General features: G+C 64.4%; 11 protein-coding genes and 3 pseudogenes. 12 read left to right on the top strand and 2 right to left on the bottom strand.

What is annotated here, in order from left to right:
* A pseudogene (locus IC66_RS42565) lies at positions 1-406 on the bottom strand (L,D-transpeptidase family protein); the annotation flags it as partial.
* A gap of 347 nt (positions 407-753) precedes the next feature.
* Positions 754-2,250 carry a sigma-54-dependent transcriptional regulator gene (locus IC66_RS0116880; RefSeq protein WP_038948410.1) on the bottom strand — a complete coding sequence of 499 codons (1,497 nt, stop codon included), beginning with the start codon at positions 2,248-2,250 and terminating at the stop codon, positions 754-756.
* Between the two features lie 127 nt (positions 2,251-2,377).
* Here IC66_RS0116880 and IC66_RS0116885 point away from each other — a divergent pair, with 127 nt between their 5' ends.
* From IC66_RS0116885 to IC66_RS0116940, 12 genes and pseudogenes are all read left to right on the top strand, one after another.
* Positions 2,378-4,285: a M3 family oligoendopeptidase gene (locus tag IC66_RS0116885; protein ID WP_038948411.1), complete on the top strand. Its 1,908-nt coding sequence runs from the start codon at positions 2,378-2,380 to the stop codon at positions 4,283-4,285.
* 72 nt (positions 4,286-4,357) lie between these two features.
* Positions 4,358-4,624 carry an AbrB/MazE/SpoVT family DNA-binding domain-containing protein gene (locus IC66_RS0116890; RefSeq protein ID WP_038948412.1) on the top strand — a complete coding sequence of 89 codons (267 nt, stop codon included), beginning with the start codon at positions 4,358-4,360 and terminating at the stop codon, positions 4,622-4,624.
* The gene (locus tag IC66_RS0116895) at positions 4,621-5,007 is read left to right on the top strand and encodes a type II toxin-antitoxin system death-on-curing family toxin (RefSeq protein ID WP_038948414.1); all 387 of its coding nucleotides are present in this window, start codon (positions 4,621-4,623) and stop codon (positions 5,005-5,007) included. The genes IC66_RS0116890 and IC66_RS0116895 overlap by 4 nt, the downstream gene beginning before the upstream one ends.
* Positions 5,008-5,104: 97 nt before the next feature.
* Entirely contained in the window at positions 5,105-5,257 is a 153-nt protein-coding gene (locus IC66_RS0116900) for an aa3-type cytochrome c oxidase subunit IV (protein ID WP_028140297.1), read from the top strand.
* 137 nt (positions 5,258-5,394) lie between these two features.
* Positions 5,395-6,522: a Re/Si-specific NAD(P)(+) transhydrogenase subunit alpha gene (locus IC66_RS0116905; protein WP_038948415.1), complete on the top strand. Its 1,128-nt coding sequence runs from the start codon at positions 5,395-5,397 to the stop codon at positions 6,520-6,522.
* A gap of 11 nt (positions 6,523-6,533) precedes the next feature.
* Positions 6,534-6,851, top strand: coding sequence for a proton-translocating transhydrogenase family protein (locus tag IC66_RS0116910; protein WP_018317801.1), 318 nt, complete (start codon positions 6,534-6,536; stop codon positions 6,849-6,851).
* Between the two features lie 39 nt (positions 6,852-6,890).
* Positions 6,891-8,288: an NAD(P)(+) transhydrogenase (Re/Si-specific) subunit beta gene (locus IC66_RS0116915; protein ID WP_028140295.1), complete on the top strand. Its 1,398-nt coding sequence runs from the start codon at positions 6,891-6,893 to the stop codon at positions 8,286-8,288.
* 218 nt (positions 8,289-8,506) lie between these two features.
* A complete protein-coding gene (locus tag IC66_RS0116925) occupies positions 8,507-9,304 on the top strand; it encodes an alpha/beta hydrolase (protein WP_028140294.1) in 798 nt (265 codons plus the stop codon).
* Positions 9,258-10,736 (top strand): sodium:proton antiporter, encoded by a 1,479-nt coding sequence (locus IC66_RS0116930; RefSeq protein ID WP_028140293.1) that lies wholly within the window; start codon positions 9,258-9,260, stop codon positions 10,734-10,736. The genes IC66_RS0116925 and IC66_RS0116930 overlap by 47 nt, the downstream gene beginning before the upstream one ends.
* A gap of 24 nt (positions 10,737-10,760) precedes the next feature.
* Positions 10,761-10,927: pseudogene (locus tag IC66_RS49210) on the top strand (ionic transporter y4hA); the annotation flags it as partial.
* A gap of 61 nt (positions 10,928-10,988) precedes the next feature.
* A complete protein-coding gene (locus tag IC66_RS0116935; RefSeq protein WP_028140292.1) occupies positions 10,989-11,273 on the top strand; it encodes a cupin domain-containing protein in 285 nt (94 codons plus the stop codon).
* A gap of 92 nt (positions 11,274-11,365) precedes the next feature.
* A pseudogene (locus tag IC66_RS0116940) lies at positions 11,366-11,805 on the top strand (hypothetical protein); the annotation flags it as partial.

Here is an 11,805-nt window from a genome sequence, read left to right on the forward strand (position 1 = left end):
TGTCTGCCTTGGCCGGCTCGGCCTTCGCAGGTTCGGTCTTCGCAGGTTCGGTGTTGGCCGTTTCGCCCTTCGGCGCCTCGGCGGCGGGCGTGGTGGCGACGTCGGAAGGCTTGGTCTCGACCTTGTTCGGGGCCGGTGCGATGTCAGCCTTCACGGGCGCCTGTGCCGGCTCCTTGGCGGAATCCTGCACCGTGGCGGTGGTGTCGAGCTTGATATCGGAGGCGGTCGGGGGCGGGACGTTGGCCGGCTCGGGGCGCGGGATCGCGGCTTCGATCGCGAGCTCGGCAGCGCTGCTGCGCGCCTGATCCTGCGCCAGGGCTGAGCTGGCCGACACCGTGAGGAAGGTCGCTGCGACCGTCATCAAGACACGGTCGAAGCCCGCACGGTGGTTCAAACAGTCACGCATTGTGTCGCACCCCTCGGGTGAACTGTCCCTCGTGGAACAGCTTTGTTATCGCCTATTGAGCTTCGGCTAAATCGCGCCGGCCTCTCGAAAGTTGCACGCCTGCACGCAACGATTCATACGCAGACGATATACAGGCCCCGGTTTTGCAGCCAGCGCTAACCGGGACAACTCACGCCAAACTGACTTCAAGGGAGCCTCTTGGCAACGGATTGTGCGCCTGCACAGCGCGCTTTTCCCTGTGTCTGTCACTTCCAAGTCACGGTTCAAGAAGCAGTCGAATTCTGTCGTCATGCGAACGGCTTACAGTCGCTCCCGCATCGCCGCGCGAACCCTCGTTCGCATGATGCTCAGTGCGTCTCCTCGCCGCTTTTCCCGCCATGTCCGGGAACCCCGGCCTCGTCGAGTTTGCGGTAGAGGGTGGACCGGCCGATTTTGAGGCGGCGAGCCACCTCGGACATCTGGCCGCGGTAGTGCGAGATCGCGAAGCGGATGATCTCGTTCTCCATGTCCTCCAGCGAGCGGACATCGCCGGTCGCGGTGAGCAGGGCGAGCGTGCCTACCGCCGGGAGCGGCGCGATCGGTATTTCATTACCCGATACCACCGACGGGGTCGCCGCCGGCTCGAGCATCAGCGGGGCGGTCGGAATCTCGGTTACGGGATGCTGCTGCGAAGCGAGCAGAGGGAAGTCGCCGAGGCCGAGCTGGTCGCCGTCGCTCATCACCACGGCGCGGTAGACCGCGTTCTCGAGCTGGCGGATGTTGCCGGGCCAGTCGAGCTGGGCAAGATGGGCCATGGCCTCGCCGCTGATGCCGGTGATCGCGCGGTTCTCCTCGGCGGCAAACCGCGCCAGGAAATGCCGGAGCAGATGCGGGATGTCCTCGCGCCGCGCCCGGAGCGAGGGGATCGTCAGCGGCAGCACGTGCAGGCGATAGAACAGGTCTTCCCGGAAGTGTCCTTGTTTCACCCGCTCCAGCAGCCGGCGATTGGTTGCCGAGACGATGCGGACATCGACCTTGACGGGCTTGCGGCCGCCGACCGCCTCGACTGCGCCTTCCTGGAGCGCGCGCAGCAGCTTGACCTGCGCAGTGAGCGGCAGCTCGCTGACCTCGTCCAGAAACAGCGTGCCGCCATGGGCCTCGACGAACTTGCCCATGTGCCGCTCGGTCGCGCCGGTGAAGGCGCCCTTCTCGTGGCCGAACAGAATGGACTCGACGAGGTTGTCGGGGATCGCGCCGCAATTGACGGCGACGAAGGGCTTGGCCTTGCGCTCGCCGCTGCCATGGATCGCGCGCGCGAACATCTCCTTGCCGACGCCGGACTCGCCTTCGATCAGAACGGGAATCGCAGAGTTCGCCGCCTTCTGCGCGGCGCGCATCACGGGTGCCATCGCCTCGGCGCGGGTGATGATGTCGGAGAACGTCAGCCGGCCCTCGCGGCTGTGCCGGATGCGCTGCAATTCGCCCTTGAGCGCGGAGGCGTTGAGCGCGTTGCGCAGCGAGACCTGGAGCCGCTCCACACCAACCGGCTTGACCACGAAATCGGCCGCGCCGGCGCGCATCGCCGAGATCACGTTGTCGATGCCGCCATGGGCGGTCTGCACGATGACGGGGACGCTGAGACCCGCTTCGCGGATTTTCGCCAGCACGCCCATGCCGTCGAGGCCGGGCATCACGAGATCGAGGATGACGGCGTCGATGGCCGGCGCGTCGGGAGCGGTAAGGGCGGCGATCGCGGCGTCACCGGAGTCCACGACGACCGTCTCATAGCCGCATTTCTGCACCATGTTCTCGACCAGCCGGCGGGCTACGGCGTCGTCGTCAGCGATCAAAATACTGGCAGCCATGGTGTTCCCCGCACGCTACTACTATCTGTCTCGAATCGGGGCACTCTGGCCGAAGCCGATTAACGCACTCTTAAACCTTGATGCCTCCGCCCGCCGTCGCGCTTGTTGAACACAGGTTTCCCACACAATGAATTCGCGCTCCAAGACTGCTCTCCGCAAGCCTGCCGCCAAAACATCCGCCGCCAGAACGTCCGCCGCCAAGAAATCCGCCGCCAAGGCAAAGTCCTCCAAAACGCCGCTCGCAAAGCCTGCGAGCAAGACCGGCAAGCTTCCGGAGTGGAACCTTGCCGATCTCTATTCCGGGATCGATGCGCCGGAAGTGGCGCGCGATCTCGAAACGATGGATGCCGACTGCGTCGCGTTCGAGACCGACTACAAGGGCAAGCTGGCGACAGGGACAGCAAACGAAGATGGCGGAAAATGGCTCGCGAAAGCCGTGCGACGCTATGAGGCAATCGACGATCTTGCCGGCCGGCTCGGTTCCTATGCCGGGCTCGTCCACGCCGGCGACAGCGTGGACCCTGCGATTTCAAAGTTTTACGGCGATGTCTCCGAGCGGCTGACGGCGGCGTCCACGCATTTGCTGTTCTTTGCGCTCGAGCTCAATCGTGTCGATGACGATATTTTGAACCGGGCGATGCAAGCGCCCGAGCTCGCGCACTACCGTCCCTGGATCGAGGATCTGCGCAAGGAGAAGCCGTATCAGCTCGACGACAAGCTCGAGCAGCTTTTCCTGGAGAAGGCGCAGACCGGCTATTCCGCCTTCAATCGGCTGTTCGACCAGACCATCTCCGGACTGCGCTTCAAGGTCGGGGCCAAGGAGCTGGCGATCGAGCCGACGCTCAATCTGTTGCAGGACCGCGACGGCGCCAAGCGCAAGAGCGCAGCCGAGGCACTGGCAAAAACCTTCAAGGCCAATGAGCGCACCTTTGCGCTGATCACCAACACGCTCGCCAAGGACAAGGACATCTCCGACCGCTGGCGCGGTTTTCAGGACGTCGCGGATTCCCGCCATCTGAACAACCGTGTCGAGCGCGAAGTGGTGGATGCGCTGGTCGCCTCGGTGCGGGCGGCCTATCCGAAGCTGTCGCATCGCTATTATGCGTTGAAGGCGAAGTGGTTCGGCAAGAAGCGGCTGGCTTATTGGGATCGCAACGCGCCGCTGCCCTTTGCCGCGACCGATACCATCGGCTGGCCCGACGCGCGCAACATGGTGCTGACGGCCTATCGCGGCTTCTCGCCCAAAATGGCCGATATCGCCGAGCGCTTCTTCACCGATCGCTGGATCGACGCGCCGGTGCGGCCGGGCAAGGCGCCGGGCGCGTTCTCGCATCCGACCACCCCGTCGGCGCATCCCTATGTCCTGATGAACTACCAGGGCAAGCCGCGTGACGTGATGACGCTCGCCCACGAGCTCGGCCATGGCGTGCATCAGGTGCTGGCGGCGAAGAACGGTGCGCTGATGGCGCCGACGCCGCTGACGCTGGCCGAGACCGCCAGTGTGTTTGGCGAGATGCTCACGTTCAGGCGGCTCCTTGCCCAGACCAAAAATGCAAAACAGCGCCAGGCGCTGCTCGCCGGCAAGGTCGAGGACATGATCAACACCGTGGTGCGGCAGATCGCGTTCTACTCGTTCGAGCGCGCGGTCCACACCGAGCGCAAGAACGGCGAGCTCACCGCGACGCGGCTCGGCGAGATCTGGCTGTCGGTGCAAGGCGAGAGCCTGGGTCCGGCGATCGAGATCAAGGCGGGCTATGAGAACTACTGGATGTACATCCCGCACTTCATCCATTCGCCGTTCTACGTTTACGCCTACGCGTTCGGCGATTGCCTCGTGAACTCGCTCTACGCGGTCTACGAGAACGCGGCCGAGGGCTTTGCCGAGCGTTATCTCGACATGCTAGCCGCCGGCGGCACCAAGCATTATTCCGAGTTGCTGCGGCCGTTCGGGCTCGATGCCAAGGACCCGAAGTTCTGGGACGGCGGCCTGAGTGTCATCGCCGGGATGATCGACGAGCTCGAGGCGATGGGCTGAGTGTAGGGCCGTAAAACATTTGTTGAACAATTGGGTGGGTCGTGTTATACAGTTGTATAACGAGGTGCTGCCATGAACGAGAACGCGAGCTCGAAGGACTTGAAGAACGAATCCACCGTGCTTCAGGTGCGCAAGATAGGCAATTCGATCGGCGTTATCCTGCCGAAGGAGCTCGCGGGTCGTCTGAATCTCAAAGAGGGCGACAGGCTGTTTCCGGTCGAGCAGTCGGACGGTGGCGTGTTGCTGACGCCGCATGATCCTGACTTCGAAAAAGCAATGGAAGTCGCACGGCGAGGCATGAAGCGTTATCACAACGCTCTCGCCGAGCTTGCCAAGTGAATGAGCCGTTCTGGCTGACGCGTCGGATCATCATTGCGATCCACCACGAACAACTGGCGATCCATGGCGGCGCAAGCGGCCTTCGAGATGAAGGCATGCTCGAATCCGCGCTCGATCGGCCCAGAAACAAATGGTCTTACGAGAGCGCCGATCTTCCCGAATTGGCGGCGGCGTACGCCTTCGGCATCGCGCGCAACCATCCGTTCGTCGACGGCAATAAGCGCACGTCGCTGCTGGCGCTGTACACGTTTCTCGGCGTGAACGGCATCGACTTCGTTGTACCCGAGGCTGAAGCGGCAGCCATCATCCTGTCGCTCGCTGCCGGCGAGGTCAGCGAGGAGAACCTGACGCGTTGGATCCGCGACAATTGGGATTCCAAATGAGCCGATTTGCGGGAAAACCGCTGCCCAGCGCCGTTGCCCTGCTCGAAGGTTTCAGGTATCCCAGCCCAAGAATTCGACTTTCGACTGGGGACAATCCATGGCTGATCATAGCGAAGTGGCGTACAGCACCGCCGACGGCAACGACTACGTTGCCCACGAGCAGACCTACGAGGGCTTCATCAAGCTGGTGAAGTACGGCACGGTCTCGGTCGCGCTCATCGTGATCCTGATGGCGGTCTTCCTGACCTGATCTGTCGGCAGCTGCACACGCCAGCGGCAGCAGCTGCCCAGAATATTTGCATCCAAGCCGGTGCCAAAACCGGTATCGAACGCCGCGGGAGTAACGCTTAGTTTGCGCGCGCGCTGTCCCGCGCCGCCGGAGGACCTATGAAGATCGCCGTTGCCAAGGAAATCGATCCGCTCGAGCCGCGAGTCGCCGCTTCGCCCGATACGGTGAAGAAGTTCAAGGCGCTGGGCGCCGAGATCGCCGTCGAGCCGGGCGCCGGCCTCAAATCGGGCCTGCCGGATTCCGAATTCACCGCGGTAGGTGCCACCGTCAGCGCAGATGCGCTGAAGGATGCCGACATCATCATCAAGGTGAAGCGTCCTGAAGCCTCCGAGCTCGCGCAGTACAAGCGCGGCGCGCTCGTCATCGCCATCATGGACCCCTATGGCAACGAGGCCGCGCTGAAGACGATCGCCGATGCCGGCGTTTCCGCCTTCGCGATGGAATTGATGCCGCGCATCACGCGCGCGCAGGTGATGGACGTGCTGTCCTCGCAGGCGAACCTCGCCGGTTACCGCGCCGTGATCGAGGGCGCCGAGGCGTTCGGCCGCGCCTTCCCGATGATGATGACCGCTGCCGGCACCGTGCCTGCGGCGAAAGTGTTCGTGATGGGCGTCGGCGTCGCCGGCCTCCAGGCGATCGCGACCGCGCGCCGTCTCGGCGCCATCGTGACCGCGACCGACGTGCGGCCCGCGACCAAAGAGCAGGTCGAATCGCTCGGCGCGAAATTCCTCGCCGTCGAGGACGAGGAGTTCAAGAACGCGCAGACCGCCGGCGGCTACGCCAAGGAGATGTCTAGGGAATACCAGGCCAAGCAGGCCGCGCTCACCGCCGAGCACATCAAGAAGCAGGACATCGTGATCACCACGGCGCTGATCCCGGGCCGGCCCGCGCCGAAGCTCGTCTCCGGCGAGATGGTCAAGTCGATGAAGCCGGGCTCGGTGCTGGTCGATCTCGCCGTCGAGCGCGGCGGCAATGTCGAAGGCGCCAAGGCCGGCGAGGTCGTCGACCTCGATGGCATCAAGATCGTCGGCTACACCAACGTCGCCGGCCGCGTCGCGGCCTCGGCCTCCAGCCTCTACGCGCGCAATCTGTTCTCCTTCATCGAGACCATGGTCGACAAGACGGAGAAGAAGCTCGCCGTGAACTGGGACGACGAACTGGTCAAGGCGACCGCGCTCACCAAAGACGGCGCCGTCATCCACCCGAACTTCCAGCCGAAGGCTTAAGGAGACCCGCCATGGAGCATGCTGCACAGGTCGTCGACCCCTTCATCTTCCGGCTGTCGATCTTCGTCCTCGCCGTCTTCGTCGGCTATTTCGTGGTGTGGTCGGTGACACCGGCGCTGCACACGCCGCTGATGAGCGTGACCAACGCGATCTCCTCGGTGATCGTGGTCGGCGCGTTGCTTGCCGGCGGCGTCGCGAACGTCTCGAGTGGCTCGGGCTGGGCCCGCGCCTTCGGCTTTGTCGCGCTCATTTTCGCCTGCGTGAACATTTTTGGCGGCTTCCTTGTCACCCAGCGCATGCTGGCGATGTACAAGAAGAAGTCGAAGTAAGCGGCCACCTCGGGCTGAAGGGATCAATGGGGACCTGAGATGAGCGCCAACCTCTCTGCATTTTTGTATCTCGTGGCGGGAGTGCTGTTCATCCTGTCGCTGCGCGGGCTGTCGAGCCCGGCTTCGTCGCGCCAGGGCAATCTGTTCGGCATGATCGGCATGGCGATTGCGGTCGCCACCACGCTGGCCAACCATCCGCCGGCAGACGGCCTCGCCTGGGTGCTCGTCATCGTCGGTATCGCCATCGGTGCCGCGATCGGCGCGGTGATCGCCCGCCGCGTGCCGATGACCTCGATGCCGGAACTGGTCGCCGCCTTCCACTCGCTGGTCGGCATGGCCGCGGTGCTGGTCGCCGCCGGCGCGTTCTACGCGCCCGAGGCCTTCGACATCGGCACCCCCGGCAATATCCATCCGCAGAGCCTGGTCGAGATGTCGCTCGGCGTCGCCATCGGCGCGCTGACCTTCACCGGCTCGGTGATCGCGTTCCTGAAGCTGTCCGCACGGATGAGCGGCGCGCCGATCATCCTGCCCGCCCGCCACATCATCAACATCGCGATTGCCGTGGCGCTGGTGTTCTTCATCGTTCGCCTGGTCCTGACCGGCGGCGCGCTCGACTTCTGGCTGATCGTCATCCTGGCGCTGGCGCTCGGCGTGCTCATGATCATCCCGATCGGCGGCGCCGACATGCCGGTCGTGATCTCGATGCTGAACTCCTACTCCGGCTGGGCTGCGGCCGGCATCGGCTTCACGCTCGGCAATTCCGCGCTGATCATCACCGGCGCGCTGGTCGGCTCGTCGGGCGCGATCCTGTCGTACATCATGTGCCACGCGATGAACCGGTCCTTCATCTCGGTCATCCTCGGCGGCTTCGGCGGCGAGACCGCGGCGGCCGGCGGTGGCGGAGGCGAGCAGAAGCCCGCCAAGCTCGGCTCGGCGGATGATGCGGCCTTCATCATGAAGAATGCCCAGAAGGTCATCATCGTGCCCGGCTACGGCATGGCGGTGGCGCAGGCGCAGCACGCGCTGCGCGAGATGGGCGACATCCTGAAGAAGGAAGGCGTCGAGGTGAAGTACGCCATTCACCCGGTCGCCGGCCGCATGCCCGGCCACATGAACGTGCTGCTCGCCGAAGCCAACGTCCCCTATGACGAGGTGTTCGAGCTCGAGGACATCAACTCCGAGTTCGCGCAGGCCGACATCGCCTTCGTGATCGGCGCCAACGACGTCACCAACCCGGCGGCCGAGGAGGACAAGACCTCGCCGATCTACGGCATGCCCGTGCTTCAGGTCTGGAAGGCCGGCACCGTGATGTTCATCAAGCGCTCGCTCGCCTCCGGCTATGCCGGCATCGACAATCCGCTGTTCTACCGCGACAACACCATGATGCTGCTCGGCGACGCCAAGAAGGTCACCGAGAACATCGTCAAGGCGATGTAGCACGCGAAGGAAACGGACCGTGGCCATCAACAGGGAATGGCACCGGTCCCATCGCATGCCGCTCAAGGCGACGCGCGAGCAGCGCGTCGCATGGCACGCCGCCCACAAGGCGGCGTGCGGCTGCCGGGACGTACCGGCGAGCCTCCGGCCCGACGTCATGAAATTGCTGCGGAGCAGTCGCAAGCCCTGAGCCTGAACCGGGGGCCGGCCGCGCAATGATCACCATCGCCAAATGGACCGTCATCCTGCTCGCGACCGTCTATCTCGCCGGGCTCGTCGTGCTCTATGCCCGGCAGCGCGAGATGCTGTTTCCGATACCGACCGCCAAGCGGACCCCGCCTGAGGCTGCAAATTGTCCCGAGGCGGAGGAGCATGTCCTGGCCACCTCGGATGGCGAGAAGATCATCGTCTGGCATGTGCCGGCGAGGCCGGGTCGTCCCGTGATCCTGTATTTTCCGGGCAATGGCGATTTTCTCGCCGGCCGTGTCAGCCGCTTCAAGGCCATGACGGCTGATGGCACCGGCTTGGTCGCGCTGTCCTACCGCGGCTATGCCGGCTCGAGCGGCGCGCCGAGTGAGGAGGGTCTGCTGCGCGATGCCGCTGCCGCCTATGCCTTCACCACCGCCCGCTACACGGCGGAACGAATCGTCGCCTGGGGCTTCTCGCTCGGGACCGGCGTGGCGGTTGCGCTCACCTCGGAACAGCGTGTTGGAAAGCTCGTCCTGGAGGCCCCCTATACCTCGACGGCCGACATTGCATCTTCGTCATTCTGGTTCGTGCCGGTGCGCCTCTTGATGCGCGATCCGTTCCCTTCCGACGAGCGGATCGCGCGCGTCACGGTGCCGCTCCTGGTGATGCATGGCACCAATGACCTTGTCATTTCGATCGTGTTCGGAGAGCGTCTGTTCGCGCTCGCGCATGAACCGAAGCAGTTCGTTCGCTTTGCGGGCGGCGGACACGACAATCTCGATGCGTTCGGTGCGATCGAAACGGCAAGGCGCTTCATTGGATCCTGAACGGCTCGTCTCCCGGCTGTGGGGCGTATCCCTCGCCGCCATCCTCGCCTTGTTGCCGCAGCAGGCCTGGGCCGCAAGCGGCCTCGATGGTGCGGCGATGCGCTGGCCCTATGCGCTTCCCTTTGCCGGCCTGTTGCTGTCGATCGCGCTCGGACCGCTGCTGTTTGCAAAAGTCTGGCACCATCATTACGGCAAGATCGCTGCTGCCTGGTCGCTGCTGGCGCTGGCCTCGCTCGTCATTTTTGCCGGGAGCATGGCGACGCTGGCGGCGTTCGTCCATGCCATGCTCGCTGAATATCTCGGCTTCATCGTGCTGCTGTTCGCGCTCTATGTCGTGGCCGGAGGCATTCTCATTACCGGCGACATCAAGGCCACGCCGGCGACGAATGCCGGCATCCTCGCGCTCGGCACCTTGATGGCAAGCATCGTCGGCACCACGGGGGCCGCGATGATCCTGGTCCGTCCGCTGATCCGCGCCAACCGGCCGCGGCGCCACAACGCCCATGTCATCATCTTCTTCATCATCCTGGTCGCCAATGTCGGCGGCGCGCTGAGCCCGCTCGGCGATCCCCCGCTGTTCGTCGGTTTCCTGCACGGCGTCGACTTCTTCTGGACCACGCGGAGCATCTGGTTGCAGACCGCAATCGTCGCCGGATTGCTGCTCGCGATCTTCATCGCCATCGATTCCTGGCGCTTCCGCAGCGAGCCCGCGCTGAGCGACGCCGGTCCTGCGGATCCGGTCCGCATCCGCGGTCTGGTCAACCTCGTGCTGATCGCAGCCATCGTCGCGAGCCTGCTGGCCTCGGCGATGTGGAAGCCCGCTATCGCCTTCGACATTCTCGGAACGAAGCTGGAGCTGGAAGACATCGCGCGCAATTTGGCGCTGCTTTCCATTGCGGCGCTGTCGGTGTGGCTGACGCCGGACGAGCACAGGCTGGCCAACGGCTTCACCTGGGAGCCGATCCGCGAGGTCGCAAAACTGTTCGCGGGCATTTTTGTCGCCATCATCCCGGTCATTGCCATGCTCAATGCCGGCCATCACGGCGCCTTTGCCTGGCTGTTGTCGGCCGTGACGGCACCGGACGGCACGCCGCGCGAGGTCGCCTATTTCTGGTTCACCGGCCTGATGTCGGCGTTTCTCGACAATGCGCCGACCTATCTCTTGTTCTTCCAGCTTGCCGGCGGCGATCCGCAAATGCTGATGCATCAGCTGTCGGGCACGCTCGCGTCGATCTCGATGGGCGCCGTCTACATGGGAGCGCTCACCTATATCGGCAACGCGCCGAACTTCATGGTCAGCAGCATTGCCAGCGAGAACGGGATCAAGATGCCGAGCTTCTTTGGCTATCTCGTGCGCGCCGGCGCGGTGCTGATCCCGCTGTTCATGCTGCTGACGCTGCTGCCGGTCGCGCCGATCCTGCGCTGGCATTGAATCCGCCGGCCGATTTGCTCGCCGCTCGACAAGGAGCTCGAGCTCGGCCTCGACGCCCGGGGGGCAGCGTGGTCTTGCTCCCGACCTTCGTCCTGAGCATGCCGACCTTCGGCACGGGCAGGACAAACGTCCTGTTCGGGCTTGTCCATGTGATGGTATTTGGCGTCTACGTATTCATGGTTTCGTGCCCTGAACCACTTTGCGCTCACGCGGCCCTTCGGGGGCCGGGATCGCGTCCCAGGAGAGGTCCCAATGCTTGCCGCCAGATCCGAGGTTCAGGTCGACAACGAGGAGGTCCGGGTGACGGAATGGCGGCTCGGTCCGGGCAGCGCCACGGGGCATCACACCCACGGCATGGACTATGTGATTGTTCCCGTCGTCGCGGGCGAAATGACCATCGTGGCGCCGGGCGGCGAGCGGTCCAAGGCGCAGCTGGCGGCCGGGAAATCCTATTTCCGCAAGGCGGGCGTCCAACATGACGTACTTAACGAAACCTCAACCGAGATCGTGTTCCTTGAGATCGAGCTGAAGCCGTAGGTCCGGCCTTACAACTTGCCATCGATCCGTCGCAGTTGATCCCTTACAATGCCCCAAAGTTCCCGCATCAGATCGCGCGGGGAGTGGCCGGAATGCTGAAATACCTCGCTAAAATTTCGATGGATATTTTCCCCTCGGTGCTCGCGACGATCATCGGGGCGTACATCGTTAACCACTACATCAACGCCAAGCCGGCGGCTGACGCCCCTGCGGCCGTCGTGGCCCCTGCCGAGGCCGGCAAGAACGGCAAGCCCGCCGATGTGGCCAATCTCCCGGCGCCCGGCGTCAAGGCCAAAGGCATCCCCGAGAAGAGCGTGACGGACAAGCCGGCGGCTGAAAAGGCTGCCGATCAGCCGTCTGCCGAGCACAAGGCTGCGGATGTGGCTCCGGCCGAGGCCAGCCCGCGTGGCAAGCCGTCGGCGCGCGAGAAGGCGGTCGCCAAGTCTACCCCGACGTCTACCCCGGCCGCCAGCACGCCCGCTCCCGCCGCTCCGGTGGTTGAGGCCAATTCGGCGCCGGCTGCCGCGGCTCC

It is taken from the genome of Bradyrhizobium genomosp. III (assembly GCF_000261705.1).
GTDB classification, from domain to species: domain Bacteria; phylum Pseudomonadota; class Alphaproteobacteria; order Rhizobiales; family Xanthobacteraceae; genus Bradyrhizobium; species Bradyrhizobium ottawaense.